General features: G+C 69.5%; 25 protein-coding genes. 20 read left to right on the top strand and 5 right to left on the bottom strand.

The window, feature by feature from the left end:
* Positions 1-37: 37 nt before the first annotated feature.
* Positions 38-1,432: an MFS transporter gene (locus ACWEOI_RS18800; RefSeq protein WP_452360381.1), complete on the bottom strand. Its 1,395-nt coding sequence runs from the start codon at positions 1,430-1,432 to the stop codon at positions 38-40.
* Positions 1,433-1,627: 195 nt separating this feature from the next.
* Here ACWEOI_RS18800 and ACWEOI_RS18795 point away from each other — a divergent pair, with 195 nt between their 5' ends.
* Both ACWEOI_RS18795 and ACWEOI_RS18790 read left to right on the top strand, forming a co-directional pair.
* Positions 1,628-1,834 carry a heavy-metal-associated domain-containing protein gene (locus tag ACWEOI_RS18795; protein ID WP_452360380.1) on the top strand — a complete coding sequence of 69 codons (207 nt, stop codon included), beginning with the start codon at positions 1,628-1,630 and terminating at the stop codon, positions 1,832-1,834.
* A 208-nt stretch (positions 1,835-2,042) separates the two neighbouring features.
* Positions 2,043-2,423: a helix-turn-helix domain-containing protein gene (locus ACWEOI_RS18790; protein ID WP_452360379.1), complete on the top strand. Its 381-nt coding sequence runs from the start codon at positions 2,043-2,045 to the stop codon at positions 2,421-2,423.
* Between the two features lie 90 nt (positions 2,424-2,513).
* On the opposite strand, the gene ACWEOI_RS18785 is transcribed toward ACWEOI_RS18790, so the two are convergent.
* On the bottom strand, positions 2,514-3,296 hold the full coding sequence (locus ACWEOI_RS18785) for an SDR family NAD(P)-dependent oxidoreductase (RefSeq protein ID WP_433672615.1): 783 nt from the start codon (positions 3,294-3,296) through the stop codon (positions 2,514-2,516).
* Positions 3,297-3,411: 115 nt separating this feature from the next.
* Here ACWEOI_RS18785 and ACWEOI_RS18780 point away from each other — a divergent pair, with 115 nt between their 5' ends.
* From ACWEOI_RS18780 to ACWEOI_RS18720, 13 genes are all read left to right on the top strand, one after another.
* The gene (locus tag ACWEOI_RS18780) at positions 3,412-4,035 is read left to right on the top strand and encodes a TetR family transcriptional regulator (RefSeq protein ID WP_452360378.1); all 624 of its coding nucleotides are present in this window, start codon (positions 3,412-3,414) and stop codon (positions 4,033-4,035) included.
* 72 nt (positions 4,036-4,107) lie between these two features.
* A complete protein-coding gene (locus ACWEOI_RS18775; protein WP_452360377.1) occupies positions 4,108-4,515 on the top strand; it encodes a DUF6153 family protein in 408 nt (135 codons plus the stop codon).
* A 102-nt stretch (positions 4,516-4,617) separates the two neighbouring features.
* Positions 4,618-6,171, top strand: coding sequence for a multicopper oxidase family protein (locus tag ACWEOI_RS18770; protein WP_452360376.1), 1,554 nt, complete (start codon positions 4,618-4,620; stop codon positions 6,169-6,171).
* A gap of 151 nt (positions 6,172-6,322) precedes the next feature.
* Positions 6,323-6,898 (top strand): TetR/AcrR family transcriptional regulator, encoded by a 576-nt coding sequence (locus ACWEOI_RS18765; protein WP_452360375.1) that lies wholly within the window; start codon positions 6,323-6,325, stop codon positions 6,896-6,898.
* Positions 6,899-6,943: 45 nt separating this feature from the next.
* Positions 6,944-7,336 carry a DUF1707 SHOCT-like domain-containing protein gene (locus tag ACWEOI_RS18760; RefSeq protein WP_433672619.1) on the top strand — a complete coding sequence of 131 codons (393 nt, stop codon included), beginning with the start codon at positions 6,944-6,946 and terminating at the stop codon, positions 7,334-7,336.
* A gap of 438 nt (positions 7,337-7,774) precedes the next feature.
* Positions 7,775-8,740, top strand: coding sequence for an AraC family transcriptional regulator (locus ACWEOI_RS18755; RefSeq protein WP_452360374.1), 966 nt, complete (start codon positions 7,775-7,777; stop codon positions 8,738-8,740).
* Between the two features lie 227 nt (positions 8,741-8,967).
* Positions 8,968-9,720: an SDR family oxidoreductase gene (locus tag ACWEOI_RS18750; RefSeq protein WP_452360373.1), complete on the top strand. Its 753-nt coding sequence runs from the start codon at positions 8,968-8,970 to the stop codon at positions 9,718-9,720.
* Positions 9,721-9,728: 8 nt separating this feature from the next.
* Entirely contained in the window at positions 9,729-10,712 is a 984-nt protein-coding gene (locus ACWEOI_RS18745) for an NADPH:quinone oxidoreductase family protein (RefSeq protein ID WP_452360372.1), read from the top strand.
* 18 nt (positions 10,713-10,730) lie between these two features.
* Positions 10,731-11,492: a 3-oxoacyl-ACP reductase FabG gene (fabG, locus tag ACWEOI_RS18740; protein WP_452360371.1), complete on the top strand. Its 762-nt coding sequence runs from the start codon at positions 10,731-10,733 to the stop codon at positions 11,490-11,492.
* A gap of 36 nt (positions 11,493-11,528) precedes the next feature.
* Positions 11,529-11,981, top strand: coding sequence for a MaoC family dehydratase (locus ACWEOI_RS18735; protein WP_433672623.1), 453 nt, complete (start codon positions 11,529-11,531; stop codon positions 11,979-11,981).
* A complete protein-coding gene (locus tag ACWEOI_RS18730) occupies positions 11,981-13,024 on the top strand; it encodes a phosphotransferase family protein (RefSeq protein WP_452360370.1) in 1,044 nt (347 codons plus the stop codon). The genes ACWEOI_RS18735 and ACWEOI_RS18730 overlap by 1 nt, the downstream gene beginning before the upstream one ends.
* A gap of 387 nt (positions 13,025-13,411) precedes the next feature.
* Positions 13,412-14,644, top strand: coding sequence for an acyl-CoA dehydrogenase family protein (locus ACWEOI_RS18725; protein WP_452360369.1), 1,233 nt, complete (start codon positions 13,412-13,414; stop codon positions 14,642-14,644).
* Between the two features lie 41 nt (positions 14,645-14,685).
* The gene (locus ACWEOI_RS18720) at positions 14,686-15,285 is read left to right on the top strand and encodes a TetR family transcriptional regulator (protein WP_433672626.1); all 600 of its coding nucleotides are present in this window, start codon (positions 14,686-14,688) and stop codon (positions 15,283-15,285) included.
* Position 15,286: 1 nt separating this feature from the next.
* On the opposite strand, the gene ACWEOI_RS18715 is transcribed toward ACWEOI_RS18720, so the two are convergent.
* Positions 15,287-16,477: an Ig-like domain-containing protein gene (locus ACWEOI_RS18715; protein ID WP_452360368.1), complete on the bottom strand. Its 1,191-nt coding sequence runs from the start codon at positions 16,475-16,477 to the stop codon at positions 15,287-15,289.
* Between the two features lie 150 nt (positions 16,478-16,627).
* Positions 16,628-17,113 (bottom strand): DUF4232 domain-containing protein, encoded by a 486-nt coding sequence (locus tag ACWEOI_RS18710; RefSeq protein ID WP_433672628.1) that lies wholly within the window; start codon positions 17,111-17,113, stop codon positions 16,628-16,630.
* Positions 17,114-17,530: 417 nt separating this feature from the next.
* Here ACWEOI_RS18710 and ACWEOI_RS18705 point away from each other — a divergent pair, with 417 nt between their 5' ends.
* From ACWEOI_RS18705 to ACWEOI_RS18695, 3 genes are all read left to right on the top strand, one after another.
* Positions 17,531-18,370, top strand: coding sequence for an MmyB family transcriptional regulator (locus ACWEOI_RS18705; protein ID WP_433672629.1), 840 nt, complete (start codon positions 17,531-17,533; stop codon positions 18,368-18,370).
* A 39-nt stretch (positions 18,371-18,409) separates the two neighbouring features.
* Complete coding sequence (locus ACWEOI_RS18700) at positions 18,410-19,270, top strand: universal stress protein (RefSeq protein ID WP_452360367.1); 861 nt, start codon at positions 18,410-18,412, stop codon at positions 19,268-19,270.
* A gap of 161 nt (positions 19,271-19,431) precedes the next feature.
* Positions 19,432-20,046, top strand: a complete 615-nt coding sequence (locus tag ACWEOI_RS18695) for an alpha/beta hydrolase family protein (protein WP_357083833.1) — start codon at positions 19,432-19,434, stop codon at positions 20,044-20,046.
* A gap of 29 nt (positions 20,047-20,075) precedes the next feature.
* On the opposite strand, the gene ACWEOI_RS18690 is transcribed toward ACWEOI_RS18695, so the two are convergent.
* Complete coding sequence (locus ACWEOI_RS18690; RefSeq protein WP_433672631.1) at positions 20,076-20,510, bottom strand: hypothetical protein; 435 nt, start codon at positions 20,508-20,510, stop codon at positions 20,076-20,078.
* 341 nt (positions 20,511-20,851) lie between these two features.
* Here ACWEOI_RS18690 and ACWEOI_RS18685 point away from each other — a divergent pair, with 341 nt between their 5' ends.
* Together ACWEOI_RS18685 and ACWEOI_RS18680 are read left to right on the top strand one after the other, a co-directional pair.
* Positions 20,852-21,760, top strand: a complete 909-nt coding sequence (locus ACWEOI_RS18685) for an ATP-binding cassette domain-containing protein (RefSeq protein WP_452360366.1) — start codon at positions 20,852-20,854, stop codon at positions 21,758-21,760.
* Between the two features lie 31 nt (positions 21,761-21,791).
* On the top strand, positions 21,792-22,493 hold the full coding sequence (locus tag ACWEOI_RS18680) for an ABC transporter permease (RefSeq protein ID WP_452360365.1): 702 nt from the start codon (positions 21,792-21,794) through the stop codon (positions 22,491-22,493).
* Positions 22,494-22,519: the final 26 nt, after the last annotated feature.

Raw genomic sequence — 22,519 nt, 5'->3', positions numbered from 1 at the left:
GCACCCGGGTCGGGTGCCTGCCGTCGGTCGTCCGGCCTCAGGCCGCGGTCGGAACCTCCAGTCCGCGTCGCGTCCGGACCGGCCACCCCAGGTGATCGGCGTCGATCACGTACGGGTGGGTGTGGACGTAGAAGCCGTCGGCCCGCAGTTCCGCGTCGCCCAGCCGCTCCGGATCGATGCTGCCGACCGGGTGCAGGTGGGTGAGCACCTCCGGATCCTCGCGCGGCCACATCCGCGCCGCCACGGTGATGCCCGCCGTCGCCAGCACCGCCAGGGTCACCCAGGTGACGGTGAATCCCGCTGTGGTGGTGAGCCATCCGGTGACCGGGTAGGTCAGCAGCCACGCCAGGTGCGAGAGCGAGAACTGGGCCGCGAACAGCGCGGGACGATCCGACGCCTGCGAGGAACGGCGCAGCACTTGACCGGTGGGGGTCAGGATGGCCGCGGTGCCCGCGCCCACGGTGGCCCACACCGCCAGGGCGGCAACCCATCGCCAGTCACCCGCGTCGGCCGCCGACAGCGCGATAGCGGCGGCCAGGCCCGCGAGCAGGGTGACCGCGCCGGTCAGCATGACCGGGCGCGCGCCGATCCGATCCAGCACGCGGGGGAGCGACAGCGCCACCAGCATGGTGCCGAAACCATTGGCCGCCAACAGCATCGCCACGCCGGACTGGTTGCCGCCGAGGGTGTCGCGGACGTAGTTGACCGTATTGACCATGATCACCGAACCGGCCGCCGCGACCACCAGGTTCAGCCCGAGCAGTCCGCGCAGCCGCGGGGTGGCGACGAAGATCCGGACCCCGGCCGTGATCCGCTCCCGGAACGAATCACCGCCGGTGGCAGTCGAGTTCGGGATCCGGCTGGCCAGCACCAGGACCGCCGACACCGCGAAGCCGATCGCGGTGCCCACGAACAGCCAGTGGAAGCTCATGACGGTCAGCGCGGCCGCGGCGAGCATGGGGCTCAGCAGCGTCTCCATGGTGGCGGCCAGCTGCGCCGCCGACAGCGCGCGGGTGTACTCGCGCTCGTCGGGCAGGATGTCGGGGATGACCGCCTGATAGGTGGGTGTGTATGCGGCCGAGGCGGTTTGCAGGATCGCGATCAGCACGTAGATCTGCCAGATCTGATCGATGAACGGCAGCGCCAGCACGACGGCGGCGCGCACCAGGTGCAGCCCGGTCAGGAAACCACGGCGGGGCAGGCGATGCGCGTACGCGGCCACCACCGGTGCGACGGTCACGTACATCAGCATCTTGATGGTGAGCGCGGTCCCCAGCACCGCCGCGGCCGCGCCGCCCGCCAGATCGTAGGCCAGCAAACCCAGTGCGACGGTGGTCAATCCGGTGCCGAACAGACCCGAGACCTGCGCGGTGAACAGCCGCAGATAGTCCCGATTGCGGAAGAGGGAGATGAGCATGGGGGCGGATTGCATCGGAATTCTCCTCTTCGTGGTGTTCGACAGGAGGGACGTTAATACCCCCTGGGGGTATGTGCAACTCCGGTTCGTGTGATGCAGCCCACGGGCTTCGGGGCGGCTCCAGCCTGTTGACGAAATACCATAGGGGGGTATGGTAGCCATGAGAGAGCGGCCGGAACCGGCTGTCCCGAGCGAAGAGGAGCCCAAGTCATGAGCACCACCACCGTCACCGTCACCGGAATGACCTGCGGCTGCTGCGCGAACTCCGTGAGCAAGGAGGTCGGCAAGATCTCCGGCGTCACCGGCGTGGACGTGGATGTCGACAGCGGCCGCGTCGTCGTCGACAGCGACACCCCGATCGCGCCCGGCGCCCTCGCCACCGCGGTCGCCGACGCGGGCTACGCCCTCGCGGACTGATCCGGCATTCACCCCGAAACCGGCAGATACTCCTCGGTATCTGCCGGTTTCGCGTGTTGCCACGCCGACATTCGTCGATGGCGAGGGATTATCGCGAACTTATGGCAACCTATCCGGTGCTTCAGCGAAGGCTGGGATGCGGATCGAGGAGCGGTATATGGGGAAGATGGGTAGGCGGAAGCGGTCTCGGCTCATTACGCAGGGACTGATGACTTCCGGGAAGACGCGGCCGGAGGCCGCGCAGGTGAAGCGGGACGCGGCCGTCGCCGCCGAGCCGGTGGCCGTCGCGGAGCAGCCGGTCGTGGAGCAGGTTGCCGCGCCCGCGACCGCGGTTTCGGAATCCGCTGCCGGTCAGCCGGACATCAAGGCGCTGGCCGAGCGCGTCAAGGCGCGTCGCAAGGAGAACGGCTGGACGCAGGCCGATGTGGCGAAGAAGGGCGGCCCGTCGGCGGGTTCGATCAGCCAGATCGAGCGGTGCCTGATCGAGGAGCCCGCCGAGGATCTGCTGGCCAAGCTCGACACGGCCCTGGAATGGCCGTCGGGCACCGCGGACGGCATCGTGCGCGGACTGGTCGGCGCGGCGAGTTGATCGTGCCGGCCGCCCGGCCGAGGTGACGAGGCCCCGATCGGATCACCGATCGGGGCCTAGCCGTATTCGAAGCGATTGCGCGCCGGGTGATTACGTGTGCGCCGCGCCGTCGATGCGGATCTCGGTGCCGCTGATGAAGCGGCCGTCGTCGGAGACCAGCATGGCGATGACGCCGGCCACGTTCTCCGGACCTGCCAGCTCCTCCGGATTGTCCTGCGGCAGTACGGCGATCAGGCGGCCGAACAGCGACCAGTCGGAGTCCTGCGGCAGGTAGCCGGGGGTGGCGTCGGTGATGCCGGACTTGATGCCGCCCGGCGCCACGCTCACCGCGCGCAGACCCTGCTTGCCGTATTCCAGGGCCAGCACGTGGGTCAGCGTCTGGACGCCGCCCTTGCTCGCCGAGTACGCGGCCATGTACGGGTGCGCGAAGGTGGCCGAGGTGGAACTGAAGTTGACGACCGTGCTGCGCGGGTTCGCCAGCAGCGCGGGCAGGGCCTCCCGGGTCACCAGGAAGGTGCCGGTGAGGTTGACATTGATGATCTGGTTCCACAGGTCGAGGGACGTCTCGTGGGTGTGGGCCGCGCGCAGCATGCCCGCCGCGTTCACCAGCGCGTCCAGGCCGCCCAGCGCCTCGATGGCGGTGCGCACGCCGGCGATGACCTCGGCCTCCTGGCCGATGTTCATCTCGACCGTGGTGAGGCGGGAGTCGGTGCCGGCCTCGGCGGCCTGCTTGCGGGTCAGTTCCAGGCCCTCGACATTGACGTCGGCCCCGGCGACGACCGCGCCTTCGGACAGCAGGCGGAGGACGGTGGCCTGGCCGATGCCGGATCCGGCACCGGTAACCAGAATGCGGCGCTGCTCGAGACGGTTCATGGGTCACTTCCTGATCGGTTCAACCAGCTTCGTCGGTGAAGCTAGTTTCTGACACGATATGCCGAAAATGGCACGCAGCGCCAGGAAACGTTTTCGGTCTCGGTACAGTTCCCGGGTGAGCAGCGAGCGAAACCGTGCCGGGCGACCGGCCCTGAGCGAGACCCGCCGCGCGGCTACCCGCCGCGAAGTCGCGACGGTGGCGGCGCACCTGTTCATCGAAAACGGTTACGCCGCAACCACGGTCGAGGAGATCGCCGCGGCGGCCGGCATGGGCCTGCGCACCTTCTACCGCTATTTCGCGGGCAAGGAGGACGTTGTCGCGCCGCTGCTGGCCATCGGCACCCAGGCCTGGGCCGACGAACTGGCCGCGTGCCCGCCGGATCTGCCGCTGCGTGAGGCGCTGAGCCGGTCCTATCGGATCGCGACCCTGGGCACGCTGGCCGCGGAGGGCATCGTCGAGAACCGGCTGCGGCCGCTGGTGCGGGCCGCCACCCAGCTCCCGGCGCTGCGCGCGACCTGGCTGCGGGTGCAGTACGACTGCGAGACCCAGCTCATCCCGATCATCGCCGCCCGCACCGGCCGCGCCGCCGACGACCTCGATGTGGCGCTGGCCGCGGCTATGGCCAATACCGCGGTGCGGCTGGCCACCGAACTGTGGGCCGCGGGCGAGGAATCCGGTTCCGCCGCCGATGTTCTCGACACCTGCCTGGCCCGGCTGGCCACCGACAGCCTGCTGTAGCCGCCCGACCGGGCAGTGTGGCGTTCGATACCCCTGGGGGGTGGCCGTCCGTCGGCGACTACCATGGGTGACGTGGCTGATCAGCGCGTTGCGCCGGGAGCGACCGGATACGTCCGGCTGCTCGGTGTGCTGGCGCTGCTGCTCGGGATCGCGGCCATGCACGCCGGTATTTTCTCGGCGGGCCACGATATGCCCGCGGTCTCCGGGTCGAGTGTGGTGATGGCCGAATCGATGACGGCCTCGGGTCACACGCCCGGTCCCCAGGGCGATCATTCCGGCGGGCACACGAGCTCGCACGGCTGTGACTACCTGATCCTGTCCGGGCTGCTGCTCGGCATCGGCCTGGTTCTCCTGGGCTGGATCACCGACAGGTCCCGCGATATCCGTCCACCGGCGCTCGCGACGTGGCGGATTCACCGCGAACGTCCCCCGCCCTGGACCTCACTCTCCCTCTCCGAACTGTCGATTCTGCGGATCTGACAGGTCTTGCGCCGCACCCGGATCCGGGTCGCGGCCGACCTTCCGATCCCGGCCGACGCCCCCTGCGGGCGCGCCCAGAACCCGACAACTCAGGGAGAAATCATGTCCTCCAACCGTTCCCCGCTCGCGCGTCCGCTGACCCGGCGCGGGCTGTTCGCCGTCGGCGCCGGTACCGCGGCCGCCGTCACGCTGGCCGCCTGCTCGAAGAATCCGGCCCCGGCGCGTGGGCTCGTGACACCCGACTCCGAGGCCGTGCGCGCCGCCGAGGCCGCTCGCCGCGCGGCGGGCGCGGCCGTGCGCGAGGTGAGCCTGCATGCCGAACCGGCCGTGGTCGACCTGGGTGGCGTCCGGGTGCCCACCTGGGCCTTCGGCGGCCGGGTGCCCGGACCTGAGATCCGTGTCGCCAAGGGCGAAGTGGTGCGCGCCGACGTCACCAACGCGCTGCCCGCCCCGACCACCGTGCACTGGCACGGCATCGCCCTGCGCAATGACATGGACGGCGTCCCCGACGTCACGCAGCCGCCGATCGCGCCCGGCGGGACCTTCCGCTACGAGTTCACCGCGCCCGACCCCGGCACCTACTTCTTCCATCCGCACGTCGGCGTCCAGCTCGACCGCGGCCTGTACGCGCCGCTCATCGTGGAGGACCCGGCCGACGGCAAGGACTACGACGTGGAAGCCGTAGTGGTACTGGACGATTGGCTCGACGGCGTCGCCGGCCGCGACCCCGATCAGGAGTTGCGGCAGCTGCGGGACAAGGGCATGGCCGGGATGAACATGGGCGGGTCCGGCATGAACCACGGCGATATGACCATGGGCGGCGGCATGTCCATGTCCGCCGACCCCAACGCGCCGCTCGGCTCCGACGCCGGGGACGTCACCTACCCGTACTTCCTGATCAACGGCAAACTCGGCACCGACCCAACGGTATTCACCGCCCGGCCCGGTCAGCGCATGCGGCTGCGGATCATCAATGCCGCCGCCGACACCGCGTTCCGGGTCGCGCTGGGCGGGCATCAACTCCGCGTCACCCACACCGACGGATTCCCGGTGCGGCCCGTCACCACCGCGAGCCTGCTCATCGGCATGGGCGAGCGCTATGACGCCATCGTCGAACTGACCGACGGCGTCTTCCCGCTGGTCGCCGCCGCGGAGGGTAAGACCGGCCGCGCCTTCGCGCTGGTCCGCACCGGCGGCGGCACCCCGCCCCCGGCCGACGCGCAACCCGCCGAGCTCGCCGTCGCCCCGCTCACCGCGGACCGCCTGACCTCCGCCGAACCCGTTCGGCTCCAGCCGAAACAGCCCGACCAGACCCTCGATGTCACCCTCGGCTCGGACATGAAGAACTACGTCTGGACCATCAATGGCAAGGCCTACCCCGACCACGCCATGCTGAACGTCTCCCAGGGCCAGCGCATCCGCCTGCGCTTCCGCAACCAGTCGATGATGTTCCACCCCATGCACCTGCACGGCCATACCTACCAGGTCGTCAACCGCGACGGCACGGGCCCGCGCAAGGACACCTCCATCGTCACGCCCATGCAGACCGTGGAAGTCGACTTCGACGCCGACAACCCCGGCCAGTGGATGCTGCACTGCCACAACGCGTATCACGGCGAAGCGGGCATGATGGGCATCCTGTCCTACGTGCGCTGAGGATCGATGGCCGGCCGCCGGTCCACGACCAGGGACCGGCGGCCGCACCGCTCGACCTCCAGGTCGGCGAGACGCTTTTCGATTTATAGAGACAGCGTGTCTAGGGTCAATATTGACTGTTCAGGTGGGGGTCAGAACGTATAGTCGAGCTGTGCCGAAGCTGTGGAACGAGACGATCGAGGCGCATCGGGGTCAGGTGCGGGAGGCGATCCTGGACGCGGCGGGTGAGCTGGCCTCCGATCGTGGGCTGCGCGGGGTGACGATGTCGCAGATCGCGGAGCGGGCCGGGATCGGGCGGGCCACGCTGTACAAGTACTTCTCCGATGTCGAGGCCATCCTGCGGACCTGGCACGTGCGCCGGATCGACGGGCACCTGCGCGAACTCGCCGCGGTGCGCGACGGTGCGGGCATGCCGGGGGAGCGGCTGGCGGCGGTGCTCACCAGCTACGCGCACATCGCCCGGCAGAGCCGCGGCCACGACCGGGAATTGGTGACCTTCCTGCACCCCGACGAGCAGGTCGTCCACGCGCACAACCAGCTTCGCGAGTTGATCGGTCAATTGGTCGAGGAGGGAGTGCGTTCCGGCGACCTGCGCGACGACGTGCCCGCCGCCGAACTCGCCGCCTACAGCCTGCACGCCCTGGGCGCGGCCGCCGAGACGAGCGACGACGCGGGCATCGCCCGGCTGGTCGCGCTCACGATGGGCGCGCTGACGTCCCGCCCCTGACCGGGAACCGGGCGCGCCGGAGCCCGGAGTGGCAGGATCGATGCGGTGAACGAACCATTGCACCCCAACGACATTCGGATCTCCGATGTCGAGCGTCGCGCGGGTGAGGAACGGCTGCGCAAGGCCGTCGATGCCGGTCTGCTCGACCTCGGCGAGTACGACACCCGCGTGCAGGCGATCTGGCAGGCGCGCACCCGCGGCGAACTGGCCGTGGTGGAGGCGGATCTGCCGGAGCACAAGGAGCCCGGACCCTCGGGCGGGCGGATCGCCATGATGGTGCTGACCATCGTGTGGCTGTCGCTGAGCGGGCTGAGCCTGGTCGTGTGGCTGCTGCTCGGGGTCACCCTGGAGTGGCTCTACCCGTGGTGGGTGTGGGTGCTGGTGCCGCCGGGCGTGGTGCTGGGTACGTTGCGCGCGTTCGGAATCGGGCGCAAGTAGCGCGGCTCGGCCGGTGGCTACGGGGTCTCGGCGGGCGCGGCAGGATGTGCCTGGTTGGGTACCGCGCCCGCCGAGGGGAACTGCCGTGTGCAGCGTCCGGTCCCGTTGTGCGGGCGGGACCGCGGAGGCCGCCAAGGGCGAGCGGCCAACGTCGACAAGGCTAGGGCCGGGGTCGTCGCGTCCGGGGTGTGCCGCGGGGCCACGCCTCTGCGGATTTGGGCCACGCGAGGGAAACGCGTGGCGTATGGCGCGCGGGGCCCGGACGAGGGGCGCGCGGGCGACACGCCCGAGGCCGCGCGAAAGTAGCTGAAGAATTGCTCAATTGGGCCAGTCGCGGGGATCGGATGGGAGATCATCTGCGACATGCTCGACGACTCCTGGTGTGTCCGTTCGATACACAGCGCTGCCGTGCTGGTCGAGTTCGCCACTAGCCGCGCGATGACCAGAGCCGCCGTCCTGGCCGGGACGGGGCTCACCGAGGCAGATCTGGACGACCCGGACATCGAGATAGATATCGCCCAGGAGTTCCGGCTCATCGAGAATATCCTGGACGCCACCGGCGACGAGCCGGGTTTGGGCCTGCTGGCCGGGTTTTCGGTGCACTCGAGCATGCTCGGCAGCCTCGGCATCGCCATGAGCAGTTGCTCCACCGTCCGCGAGATGGCCGAGCTGTGGGCGCGGCACGCCGAATTGTCCTTCGCCTACTGCCGATTCGGCATCGCGGACGCGCAGGACCGGGTGCTGGTCACCCTCGACACCGAGCCGGTGCCGCCACGACTGCGCCGCTTCGCCATCGAACGCGACCTGGCGGCGCTGCGCATCATTCAGCGCGAGCTGCTGAACTGGGACATCCAGGTGCGCCGCCTGGAGCTGACCCTGCCCTACGCGCCGGTCTACGAGGCGGTCGGCATGCTGCTCGGGATCGGCGATATCGGCTACGGCCGGCCCGCCGACGTGCTGGTCCTCGACGCCGCCGACCTGCGACGCCCTATGCCGCAGGCGAATTCGATGCTGCGCCGCCAGCACGAGCAGCTGTGCGCCGAGATCCTGGAACGCCGCCGCGCCCGGGTCGGGCTGGCAGGCCAGGTGCGGGCTCTGCTCATGCGCCACGGCCGGGCCATCGACCAGGCCACCATCGCCGCCGATCTGCACATGAGCGTGCGCACCCTGCGCCGCCGCCTGGCCGACGAGGGCACCACCTTCCGGGAGCTGGCCTGCGAGACGACGGGCCTGCTCGCGGAGGAATTGCTGGCCACCGGATTCACCGTCGACACGGTGGCCACGCGCCTCGGCTACACCAGCGTGTCGGCGTTCGCGACGGCGTTCCGCGATTGGAAGGGGCAGACCCCCGGGCAGTTCGCGCGTTCGGAGCCCGCACCGCCGAACCGACGGCTGCGCCGCTAGCCGCGTGTAGCCGTGCAGAAGGCCACGAATCTGAATCAGGTTTCAACAGTGGTCCGATAACCGGTGTATGAACTGCACTTTCACCCCGCATGTGCGACAGATCACATGCGTGGTTCGATGCTGCCAGTATTGACCGGGATGGGCTTTTCGAGCATGGTGTCCGAAGAACTAAGCGCTTAGTAAGTTGCCTGCTCGCCGGACCGCACCGATCATCGGAGGACTTCCACATGACCAGATTCGAGGGCAAGACCGCCATCGTCACCGGCGCGAGCCGCGGGATCGGGCTCGGCATCGCGCAGCGCCTGGTGGACGAGGGCGCGCGGGTCGTCATCACCGCCCGCAAGCAGGAGGCCCTCGACGAGGCGGTGGCCGCGCTGGGCGGACCGGACAAGGCGCTGGCCGTGGCCGGTCGCGCCGACGATGTGGCCCATCAGGCCGAGACGGTGAAGCGGGCCGTCGACACCTTCGGCAGCGCCGACCTGCTGGTCAACAACACCGGCATCAACCCGGTCTACGGGACCATGATGCAGCTCGACCTCGAGGCCGCTCGCAAGATCGTCGAGGTCAACTGCCTGGCCGCGCTGTCGTGGGTGCAGCAGGCGTACGGCGCGTGGATGCGGGATCACGGCGGCGCGGTCGTGAACGTCTCCTCGGTGGCCGGGCTCAAGCCCGCGCCCGGGATCGGTTTCTACGGCGCGAGCAAGGCCATGCTGACCCACATCACCCAGGAACTCGCGGTCGAGCTCGGCCCGGACATCCGGGTGAACGCGGTCGCGCCGGCGGTGGTGAAGACCAAGTTCGCGTCCGCGCTCTACGAGGGCCGCGAGGAAGCCATCGCGGCCACCTACCCGCTCAAGCGCTTGGGCGTGCCCGAGGACATCGCCGGCGTGGTCGCGTTCCTGCTCTCGGCCGACTCCGCCTGGCTCACCGGACAATTGCTCGTCGTCGACGGCGGCATCACCCTCACCGGCGGCGTCTAGTGGCGGACATGCCGGCGTGGCGGGTCCACGAACTGGGTGAGCCCGCGACGGTCATGCGCCTGGACACGGTCACCCGTCCCGAGGCCGGGCCGGGGCAACTGGTCGTGCGGGTGCTCGGTGCGGCCGCGAACTTCCCTGATGTCCTCATGTGCCGCGGTCAGTACCAGGTGCGGCCGGAGTTGCCGTTCACGCCGGGCATCGAGCTGTGCGGTGAGGTGGTGGCCCTCGGCGAGGACGTGACCGGGTTCGCCGTCGGCGAGCGCGTGCTGGGTGGGACCGCCCTGCCGCACGGCGGGTTCGCCGAATACGCGGTGATGAACGCGAACCAGACCTTCTCCGCGCCACCGGATCTCGACGACGCCGAGGCGGCGGCCCTGTACATCGGATACCAGACCGGCTGGTTCGGCCTGCATCGGCGCGCCGCCCTGCGCCCGGGGGAGACCCTCCTCGTGCACGCCGCCGCGGGCGGTGTCGGCAGCGCCGCCATCCAGCTCGGCAAGGCCGCCGGCGCCCGGGTCATCGGCGTGGTCGGCGGTCCGGAGAAGGCGGAGTACGCCCGCGAGCTCGGCGCGGACATCGTGATCGACCGCAGGACACAGGATTTCGTCGAGATCGTGAAGGCCGCCACCGACAATCGCGGCGCGGACGTCGTCTACGACCCGGTCGGCGGCGACACCTACGCGCGGTCGACCAAGTGCGTCGCGTTCGAGGGCCGCATCCTGGTGGTCGGTTTCGCGGGCGGTGAGATCCAAAGCGCCGCCCTGAACCACGCGCTGGTGAAGAATTATTCGATCGTCGGACTGCACTGGGGTCTCTACAACACCCACGACCGCGCGGCGGTCGCCCACTGCCACCGGGAACTGACCCGGCTGGCCGCTGACGGCGCGATCCGGCCCCTGGTCAGCGAGCGACTGTCCCTGGCGGACCTCGCCGACGGCGTTCAGCGCCTGGCCGACGGCAAGACCGTCGGCCGCGTCGTCTACACCCCCTAGTCCCCTCGGGAGAACCCTATGAGCAACGAAACACAGCGGGTAGCGATCGTCACCGGGGCCGCGCGCGGCATCGGCGCGGGCGTGGCACGGCGGCTGGCGGCCGACGGGATGGCCGTCGCCGTGCTGGATCTCGACGAATCCGCCTGCAAGCCGGTGGCCGCCGAGATCGAGGCGGCCGGTGGCCGGGCCGTCGCCCTCGGCGCGGACGTGTCCGACGAGCAGTCGGTGACCGCCGCGGTGGAACGGGTGGCCGCCGAGCTCGGCGCGCCGACCGTGCTGATCAACAACGCGGGCATCATCCGCGACAACATGCTGTACAAGATGACCGTCGACGACTGGGACGCCGTCATGGGCGTGCATCTGCGCGGCGCGTTCCTGTGCACCAAGGCCGTGCAGAAGTACATGGTGGAGCAGAGCTTCGGCCGCATCGTGAACCTGTCGAGCACCTCGGCGCTGGGCAATCGCGGCCAGGCCAACTACTCCGCCGCCAAGGCCGGGATCCAGGGCTTCACCAAGACCCTCGCCTTCGAACTCGGCAAGTTCGGCGTCACCGCCAACGCGATCGCGCCCGGCTTCATCGAGACCGAGATGACCCACGCCACCGCCGAACGCCTCGGCATGTCCTTCGAGGACTTCCGCCAGGCCCTGATCGCGACCATCCCGGTGGCGCGGTCGGGCAAGCCGGAGGACATCGCGCACACCGTCTCGTTCCTGGTCAGCGAGGGCGCGGGCTTCGTGTCCGGCCAGGTCATCTACGTGGCCGGCGGGCCGAAGAACTAGCGGCGCAGCGCAATCGGAACGGAAGGAACGCGAGCGATGCAGGTATTCGAGGGTTTGCCCGAGCTGGAGAAGGCGGTCGGCACCCATCTGGGGTACAGCGACTGGCATACGGTGACTCAGCTTCAGATCGACATGTTCGCCGACGCCACCGGCGACCACCAGTGGATCCACGTCGACCCCGAGCGGGCCGCCGCGGGACCGTTCGGGGCGACCGTGGCGCACGGCTTCCTGACCCTGTCGCTGCTCCCGATGCTCGCTCACAGCGTCTACGTCGTGGAGGGGCTGTCGATGGGAATCAACTACGGGACCAACAAGGTTCGGTTCCCTGCCCCGGTGCCGGTGGGCTCCCGGGTCCGGGCCGGAGTGGAGCTGGTGTCGCTGACTCCGGCGAACGCGGGCGTGCAACTGGTCTCGCGGGTCACCGTGGAAATCGACGGCTCCGCCAAACCGGCCTGCGTCGCCGAGCACGTCGCCCTGCTGGTGCCGTGATGAGTGCGCCGAACAGCGCCCCGGCGGGCGGCGAGCTGCCCGGGCTGGACCTGACCCGGCTCGCCACGTGGCTGGAAGGCGCCCGGCCCGGCTTCGCGGCCGGGCCGCTGGCCGGACGGCTCATCTCCGGCGGCCGCTCCAACCTCACCTATGTGGTGGGAGACGGTGTCTCCGAATGGATCCTGCGCCGCCCGCCGCTGGGGCACGTGCTGGCCACCGCGCACGATATGGGCCGCGAGTTCCGGGTCATGAGCGCTCTGGCCGACACCGCCGTCCCGGTCCCGCGCGCCTACGTGCTGTGCACCGATCCCGATATCCTGGGCGCGCCGTTCTATCTCATGGAAAACGTTGCGGGCGTGCCCTATCGGGAGGCGGCCGAACTCGAGGCGCTCGGACCGGAGCGCACCCGTGTGATCTCCGAGGGCATGGTCGACGCGCTGGCCGCACTGCACAGCGTCGACCCGGAATCGGTGGGGCTCGGGGACTTCGGGAAGGCGAGCGGCTTCCTGACCCGGCAGGTGCACCGCTGGAAGAAGCAGCTCGACGCCTCCTACACCCGCGATCTGCCCACCGCCGAAGCGCTCTACGCGCTGCTCGCCGCGGAGCAGCCCGAGCAGTCGCCCGACGGCATCGTGCACGGCGACTACCGGCTCGACAATGTCCTCGTCGACGCCCAGGACCGGGTGGCCGCCGTCGTCGACTGGGAGATGGCCACCGTCGGCGACCCGCTCACCGACGTCGCCCTGCTGACGCTGTATCAGCGACTGGGCGATCTGGGTGTGCCCGGCGACATGTCCGGCGCCCCCGGCTATCTCACCGAGGCCGAGACCCTCGCCCGCTACGCCGAACACAGCGGCCGCGACCTCGCGAATTTCGGGTTCTACCAGGGACTGGCCGCCTTCAAACTGGCCGCCATCCTCGAAGGCATCCACTACCGCTACCTGCACGGCCAGACCGTGGGCGCCGGATTCGACACCATCGGCGACGCCGTCGAACCCCTGCTGCGAGCCGGGATCGACGCCGTCGCGGAGCGCGGCCGATGACCGGCACGGTCCGAGACGAACCCCGGCGCGCGGTGGAAGCCCGGCTCTGTACGTCGAGCGCGCCGAGGTAGACCGGATCGGTCTGGGCAGCGCAGGGCGTCACCGCGCGACGCTCGCCACCCGGATCGATCCGCCGATGGCGGGGCACGGAGCCGGGGACCGGGTACATCCGACTCCGGCCGCTCCGCCCGAAGCGGTGCCGTGACACCCGGTGTCACGGCACCGTTCTTCGTCTCCGCTCAGCTGTCAGGCCGAATCAGTGAATGGCGAAAGCTGTTGGTGCACAACCTGAATAGCGCGCCCCAGAACCATACTTGAATCCGGAATCAAGTTCGGATAGCGTACCTGGCGAGACAGTAACCACTGTGTGCGACCCACGATCAGGAGTTGTCGATGTTCGAGCTGTCGGAGCGGGCCCGCGGATACCGGGACGAGCTGCTCGCCTTCATGGACGAGCGCGTCTATCCGGCCGAAGCGGTGTACGAGGCGCAGATGGCGGAATCCGGGGATCCGCACTTCCATCCGCCGGTGCTCGAGGAGCTCAAGACCGAGGCCCGCAAGCGCGGCCTGTGGAACCTCTTCCACCCGCACCCGGAATGGGGCCCGGGCCTGACCAACCTGGAGTACGCGCACCTGGCCGAGATCATGGGCCGCAGTGTGGTTCTCGCGCCCGAGGCCACCAACTGCAACGCCCCCGACACCGGCAATATGGAGGTGCTGACCCTGTTCGGCACCCCCGAACACCAGGAACAGTGGCTGCGCCCGCTGCTCGACGGCGAGATCCGCTCGGCGTTCGCCATGACCGAACCCGCGGTCGCCAGCTCCGACGCCACCAATATCCAGCTGCGCATGGAACGCGACGGCGACGAGTACGTGCTCAACGGCCGCAAATGGTGGACCTCCAACGCCCTGCACAAGAACTGCAAGGTCATGATCGTGATGGGCAAGACCGATCCCGACGCCCCCACCCACCGTCAGCAGTCGATGATGGTCGTGCCCATGGACACCCCCGGCGTCACCGTGCTGCGCGGACTGCCGGTCTTCGGCTACCAGGACCGCGAGGGCCACGCCGAAGTGCTCTTCGAGAACGTGCGCGTCCCCGTCACCGCCCTGCTCGCCGGTGAGGGCGACGGGTTCATGATCAGCCAGGCCCGCCTGGGCCCCGGCCGCATCCACCACTGCATGCGCGCCGTCGGCATGGCCGAACGCGCCCTGGACCTGATGATCGACCGGGCGCAGTCGCGCGTCACCTTCGGCGAGCCGGTGGCCAACCGGGCCAATATCCAGGACTGGATCGCCGAGGCGCGCATCGAGATCAATATGGCCCGGCTGCTCACCCTGCAGGCCGCGTACCTGATGGACACCGTCGGCAACAAGGCCGCCCGCACCGAGATCGCCGCCATCAAGGTCGCGGCGCCGAACGTTGCGCTGAAGGTGATCGACCGCGCCATCCAGGTGCACGGCGGCGCCGGCGTCTCCGACGACTTCCCGCTCGCCAACATGTACGCCCACATGCGCACCCTGCGCCTGGCCGACGGACCCGACGAGGTGCACAAGCGTTCCATCGCCCAGTGGGAACTGCGCCGTCGCGACCCCGAGTGGGGAAAGCGCGCCCGCTAGCCGCGCGCCGGAAGTTCTCCGGTGGCTGCGAGACTGTACCGGTGACCGGATCAGAGGATCGCTCGCGCGCGGACGAGACGCGGGCACGGCTGCTGGACGCTGCGATCGTCGCCTTCGCCGAGCGCGGCTTCCACGGCTCCACCACCCGCGACATCACCTCGATCGCCGGATTGAGCACCGCGGCCATCTACGTGCACCACCGGTCCAAGGAGGAACTGCTCTACCAGGTTTCGCGCGCCGGGCACGAGAACACCCTGGCCCGGCTGCGCGACGCACTGTCCTCCTCCGACGACCCGGTCGAGCAATTGGTCGCGGTGATGCGCGATTTCGCCATCGACCACGCCCGCGGGCACACCGGCGCGCGGGTCGTGAACTACGAGCTCGCCGCCCTGAGCCCCGAGCATCAGCGGGAGATCAAGGACGTCCGCCGGGTCATCGACACCGAGATGCGGCAGCTCATCGAACGCGGCGTCGCGGCGGGCGTGTTCGACAACCCGAATCCGCGCATGGCCGCGGTGGCATTGCTGTCGCTGGGCATCGACCTGGCCCGCTGGTACCGCGACGACGGGCCGCTCTCGCCCGAGGAGATCGGCGACTACTACGTCGATCTCGCGCTGCGAATCGTCGGCGCGCGCCGCTAGCTCAGGACTGGGCCCGGCCCTGCTGCCACTCCGGCCACGGGATCGACCAGTCGCCGTTCTGCCAGATGTCGAGCGGTTCGCCGCCGGTATTGCGAACCTCCACCACATCGCCGGGGACGACGAAGTCGAAGAACCAGGTGGCGTCGGCGGGGGAGATGTTGAGGCAGCCGTGCGACACATTGGTATTGCCCTGCGCCCACATGCTCTGCGCCAGCTCGTGGACGTAGATGCCGTCGTGGCTGATCCGCACCGCGTGATGGATGGTGGTCCGGTAGCCGAGGCTGGTGTTGGTGGGCAGGCCGTAGGACGCCGAATCCATGATCACCGGGTCGGTGCGGTCCAGCACCGTGTAGGTGCCCGGCCGGGTCCAGAACGACAGCGTGCGCCCGCCGATCACCGCGCTGCCGCCCTTGCCCATCGACGTCGGCATGGAGCGCACCAGGTTTCCGTTGTCGAAGACGTCGATCATCTTGGTGTCGTCGTCGGCGATCGCCACGTGCGCCGCGCCGATGGTCACCGACACCCGCTGATCGCGTTGGCCGAACGCGCCGTCGCCGAGCGGGACGCCGAACAGGTCCGCCGTCACCGTGATCCGGGTGCCGGGTGCGTGATAGAGCTCGGGCCGCCAGTGCGCGTTGCGATCGTCGAGCCAGTACCAGGCCCCCGCGACGGCGGGCGCGGTCACGACTTTCAGCGCGGCTTCGGCGGCCACGCGGTCCACGGCCTCGGTGAAATGCGCGACGAGTACGAAACCGACGCCGTACGTGTCGTTTTCGGCGAGATCGACCTGATTCGCCGACTGCAGCGAGACGTCGACGATCCGATCGGGCCGGGGCGTCGTGTAATTCGCGGTCGCGGTGATGTCGCCGGACTCGCCCTTGGCCACGGCTTTCACCGTGTACGTGTGGCCGTAGCCGAGCGGTTCGGCGCTGACCCAGCTCCTGTGGTCGGCAGCGGGCGCGCCGGGCAGCGCGCGGCCGGTCTCGTCGAGCCATTCCACCGAGGTCAGGGTGCCGTCGGTGACGGTCACCGTGCCGGGCGCGCGGGCCGACACCGGCTGCGGCGCCGGCGCGGGCTCGAAATGGATCTTGGCGGGCGTGGGCGGCGCCGAATGGTCCCGGCCACAGCCCGCGAGTACCAACCCGCTCGCTCCGGCGAATCCGAGCAGTAATTGACGGCGTCGCACTGCCATCGCGTGCCTCCTTCACCCGGTGCCGATGATCATGATCAGTGGATCAGCATTCGTCGGCGCGACGCGGCAGCCACGCCGACTGGCGGTGTCTCCACCGATCCGTCGTCCAACCGACACCATTTCTCGACACGCCGCCGGGGACAGGGGGAGTCAGGCGCGCAGCGGGCCGATGGTGACCGCGCCGGGCTGGTCGAAGGTGACCGAGCCGAGCTTGCGCCAATCCCAGTACAGGCGCAGCGGGCGAGTGTTGTCGGGCGGGGTGACGATCAGTTCGTTGGCGATCCAGTCGGTCGCGCCGAACTTGTAGGTGAGCGTGGCCGTCGCCGACCGTCCCGGGGCGAGCTCGATGGGGTGGCCGGTCGCGCCGTTGCGCACCGCGTGCTGTCCGGGCCGGCCCCACACCGCCAGGTCCACGCCCGGGTAGCCCTGCGTGCGGCAGGTCTGCGCGGAGACATTGCGCAGCGTGATGTTCGCGGTGCGCAGGTTGGAGCCGAGCTGCTCGCCCGCGGTGACCGAGGCCTGGATCCGTGAGGTGGTGCACCACGGCGCGGTCGCGCCGGCGGCGCCGGTGAACGCGGCGGTCGAGCCCGCCAGCGCCGCGGCGGCGAGGGCGAGGGTCAGAATCCGGTATCGCATGATGTCGTCCCTTGATCGTTCGGTACCGGTGGTCGTTCGGTACGACCCGAGACTCGCCGCGCCCACCAACAACCGACCAATGGCCCACTAATGCCCGCGCGGAATACCGGCTCCCGCAGCCGGTTTCGTCGATCGCGCACAGGTTGCCGCTCACATCGCGGGCAGTGGATTCGGGCCTAGCAGGGCGTATCCACCCGGCAGATCGTTGCAGTAGGGGGCTGGACACAAAGTGAGTACCGCCTGGTCCGTGAATTTCCGCCGGTCACGGGCGCATTTTCTGTCCGAAACTGTAAATCCGCAGCTCTGCCCCTATTTCTGCCGGATTCCCCACTTGCCGACCGGGTAGCAGGCTGCTAGGAAGTAGCCACATGTTCAGGGTCCATCTATGGCGGATGGGCGAATTCCGGGGGCGGGATGATGACCGAGTCGACCATCGGCGGCGCAGGGCATGAGCATCGTGGCGGGGTCCACGACCCCGGCCCACCCGCGCCGCCGAATTTCGGCGGCACGCTGCGGCGACTGCGCGAGCGGCGGGGAATCTCGCGGGAACGGCTGGCCTTCGGGGCGGGGGTGAGCGCCAGCTACATCACCCGGATGGAACGCGGGGAACGCGGCCGCCCCACCGAACAGGTGCTCACCGCCATGGTCCGCTACCTGGACCAGGTCGCCCGCCTGACCATGGCCGAATACCGGCATCTGCACGACCTCGCGGCGCTCGGGCAGCACGCCCCGCCGCGCGACGAGTTGCCGCTGACCCCGGCCATGCTGGACATCCTCGACGTCCATCTGCCGCATCCCGCGGCCTATCTCGACCGTCGCCTGAATGTGCTGGCCGCCAACGCCGTCCATCTGCGCACGTTCCCCGGCCTCGGCGACGACGGCAATTTCCTGCACTGGATGCTCACCGACGATCTCGCGCGTCACGTCCTCGTCGACTGGAACGGCTCGCTGCGCCATGCCATCTCGACCCTGCGCGGGCTGCTGGCCATGGACGAGGGCGAGACCGAGGAGGACGCGCGGGTGCTGGCCGAACTCGGGCGCTTCGAGCCGTTCCGGCGGATCTGGACCGGCGATCATCGCATTCTCACCGGCGCGCCCACGGTCATGCGGCTGCGTGACTCGGTGACCGGGGTGCCGTATTCCCTGATGTGGCAGATCCTGCGGGATCAGTCGGCGACCATGAGCCCGGGGCAGCCGATCTTCGTGGTCGGACTGCCCACGGCGAGTCAGCCGCAAGACCGGGTGGTCGGTCCGTAGGATCGCCCGGGGAGGGGGCCTGGGAGGAGGCGGAACGCGGTGCCTGCCAACAGTCTCGACCGGTCGATCGTGGTGGGCGTCGATGCCTCCGAATCCGCACTGGACGCGGTGCGCTGGGCCGCGGTCGACGCCGCCCTGCGGGGCGCGCCGCTGCACCTGGTGTTCGCGGTGCCCCCGGTCGCCGACGCGCCCCTGGACGAGAGTCCCGTCCGGCTGCTGCACGACCGGCTGCGCGACACCGCCCAGGCGGCACTCGACAATGCCGCGGAGATCGCCCGGAAAGCGGTGGGAGACCGGCCGGTTCCCGATATCCGCACCTTCCTCGTCGACGAGCCCGCGGTGACCGTGCTCTCGGGGCTGGCCGAGACCGCCTACTTCGTGGTGGTCGGCGTGCGCGGCATGAGCGCCTACCACCGCAGCCTGCTCGGCTCGGTGAGCACCGGCGTGGCGCGGCACGCGCAGGGGCCGGTGGTGGTGGTTCCCGGTGGGACCGAGCCGATTTCGGACCGTCCGGTCGTCGTCGGGGTCGATGGGTCGGCGCACAGCGTCCGCGCGCTCGAGATCGCCTTCGACGAGGCCTCGCGGCGCGCTGTGCCGCTGCTGGCGATGCACGTGTGGGAAGAACTGTCCGGCGACACCCGCAGCCACGCCGACGCCGTGGAACTGCTGGCCGGCATGCTGGAGCGCGATGCCGCCGAATTCCCGGGCGTCGAGGTGAAAACCCTTGTCATGGAGGGGCATCCGGCTCGCATCCTGCTCGATGCCGCCGCGGGAGCGCAATTGCTGGTGGTCGGCAGTCACGGCACCCGCGGATATCCGGGGATGGCGCTCGGATCGACCGGTCACGCGTTGTTGCACGGCAGTGAATGCCCCATCGCGCTGGTCCGACTGCGCAATTGACCCGCTTCCCGGGTGATTTCGCCGCGACATCGCGGTACGGCCTACAAAACCGGTGCGGATGTAACCGTTTCGCCAGGAATCAGACACCCCAGCAATTTCTGGGTACATCCTGCTGAAGCCGGGCTCGCCCCGGAGGCAAGACAATTCAGAGAGTTACGACCATGCGTAGAGCAACGGCGCTCTTCGCCGCATTACTGTTGGCCATCCTTTTTTCCATCACACACCTGACGGCTCCGCGGGCCCATGCCGATGACTGCACCGGCGATTGGGCCATCGGCATCGGCGGACTGGGCGACAACACCTCGTCCATCTTCGCACCGTTCGTGAATCAACCGGTGGGTTACAACTCCGCCGACCCGATGTCGGGGTTGAACGAACTCAACCGGTTGTTCTGGCAGCATCGCAACGAATGTCCCGGCGACCACATCCGGTTGATCGGGCACAGCGAGGGCGCGGGTCTCGTCCACGCCTGGGTCACCGCACACCAGGACGTCGACAACGCCAATGCCATTCTGCTGTCGGATCCCAAGCGGGCTCCGGGTCCGGGCTGGGGCGGTTTGTCCTCCACGCCCGGCAGCGGCATCATCGGCTACCCGCTCGCGGGCGTCGACGACTGGTTCGGCGGCTTCCCGGTCCTGACGGTGTGCAACCACGACGACCAGATCTGCGACACCTCGGCCGGCTGGTGGGGCTACCTCTTCGGAGGCGCCCATGGTCGTTACGATTTCAATGTCTGGGACTACGGCGACTGGGATTCCGGCGTCTGGTACCGGTGACATCGGTCATCGAACGAATCCGAAGGGGATCAGTAGCCGAAAGGCTCTGGTCCCCTTTGGCTGAACCCGTGCCCCATCGAAGTGCACACGGCCGCACCGGAATAGGTGATCTGACAGGTCGCTCCGGCGAAGGAGACCGAGAATTGCGGATCGTGCCCGCTCACCTGCGCGATGGGCGCCAGCGCCGGATTACCGCCCGGCAGTGTGTGACTGCCGTTGGAGTTCCACTCCGGATGCGCCGGGGCCGCGGTCGAATCGATGACGATCGCGGGCACATTCGGCAGCGGCACCTGCGCGCCGAGGTAGAGCACATTCATCACGGCGGCCGGGACCATGAGGTCGCATCCCACCGCGCCGTCCGCGGCGATGGAACAGTTCCACCCGCCCAGGCTGAAATATTGAGCATCCCCGACCTGCACCGGGCCGCCCGCCGTGTCGGCGGCCGCACCCCCGGCTCCTGACAAACCGGCAACGATCCCGAGAATGCCCCCGCAAACCCATGCGACGGAAACCTTCACAGTTCTGGACACGCCATCTCCCTGATGCGCGAAGAAGAGTCAATGGGTCGAATCGACCATAGAGAAAACGTATCACTCCAGGCTGTGGGCCCGGAGTTCTGTCGAGGGGGCTAACCACAATTGCGCCCTGCTTTTCGCATCCGTGCGAACCGCGAAAGGCTCCGGGTAAGCCGAAAGTGGTACACGGCCGTGTGCCGTCGTCTGATTTCCGGGCCGCGCCCACCCGGCAATCTCGGAGAGGACAGGCGGCGCACCGGGCGTCGCTCTCCGAAGACGAGGTGAGCGGAATGATTCAGGCGCGCGGACTGGGCAAGCGCTACGGCGACGTGACGGCGGTGCACGAGCTGTCCTTCGACGTGCCGCCGGGCGTGGTGACCGGGTTCCTGGGCCCCAATGGCGCGGGCAAGTCCACCACCATGCGGCTCATGCTCGGGCTCGACCACGGCAGCGGGCGCACCCTGTTCGACGGGCAGACCTACGCCGAACTCGCCGATCCGCTGCGCTCGGTCGGCGTCATGCTCGACGCCCGCGCCGTGCACCCCAAGCGCACCGCCATCGCGCACCTGCAGATGATCGCCGACGGCGCGGGCATCGGGCGGGCCCGGGTCGAGGAGGTACTGGGCCAGGTCGGACTGTGCGATGTGGCCGGGAAGCGGGCCGGCGGTTTCAGCCTCGGCATGCGGCAGCGGCTCGGGCTCGCGGTCGCGCTGCTGGGCGATCCGGCGACCGTCATCCTCGACGAGCCTGCCAACGGCCTGGACCCCGAGGGCGTGCGCTGGCTGCGTGATCTGCTCAAAGGCCTGGCGCGCCAGGGCCGCACCGTATTCGTCTCCTCGCATCTGCTCAACGAGATGGCGCACCTGGCGGATTCGCTGGTGGTCATCGGCGGCGGTCGGCTGCTGGCCGCGGAGTCGGTGCGCGAGTTCATCGGCCGCAATTCCGCCTCCAGCGTCGTGGCCCGCACCGACCGGCCGCTCGAACTGGCGCACCTGCTGGGCCGCAACGGGTTCCGGGCGCGCGTCGAGGCCGACGGCGCGGTGCGGGTGGACGGCGACGACCGCCAGGCCATCGCGGCCGTCGCCATGCGGGCCGGACTGCTCGTCACCGAGCTGACCCAGGCCCGCAGCAGCCTCGAGGACGCCTACTTCCACGCCACCGCCGAGGCCGCCCAGTACCGCAGCCACGTCGCGGTCTGACCGCCCGCATCCTCCGAAGGGAATCACTCCGATGCTCAACGCCATTCGCTACGAAGTCACCCGGCTCGCGACGGTCCGCTCGACCTGGGTGCTGCTCGCCGCCGGACTCGCCCTGCAAGGGGTCATCGCCTACTTCTCCGCGATGCGCGAGTACGCCACCCCGAGCGAGCAGTTCACCGCCTCGACGTCGGGCCTGTCGCTGCTGCTGGGCGCGCTGTTCGCGACGGCGGTGGCCGTCAACGCCTTCGGCCACGAATACCGCTACGGCACCATCACCACCACCATGCTCACGTTGCGCCGCCCGGGCCGGGTGCTGGCCGCCAAGGCGGTGACCACCGGCGTGCTCACCGCGGTCTACGGCGTCGCGCTGATCGGCGTGACCGTGCTGATCCAGCTGACGACCTCGCGGCTGCCCGCCGAAACCGCCGACATCACACGGGCATTCGCCGCCGCGCCGGTGTACGTCACCCTGGCCGCGCTGGCCGGGATGGGCATCGCCGCCGTGACCCGCAACGCCACCCTCGCCATGGTCGCCGCCATCGGCATCCCGACCGTCGCCGAGACCGGCGCGGTGCTGGCGGGCGCCAGCCCGAAGCTGATGCCCTTCCTGGCCGCCGGACAGCTGGTGACGCCCGGCAACGGCAATCCGGTCCTGCTCGCGCTGCCGCTGACCGCGCTGGCCGCCGGTTTGCTGGCAGTCGGCGGCGCCCTGCTCGCGCGCCGTGACGTGTAGGGATCGCGTGCCGACTAGGGTTGCCG

The sequence above is a fragment of the Nocardia sp. NPDC004340 genome (genome assembly GCF_053602575.1).
This window is presented reverse-complemented; position numbering and strand designations above follow the sequence as displayed.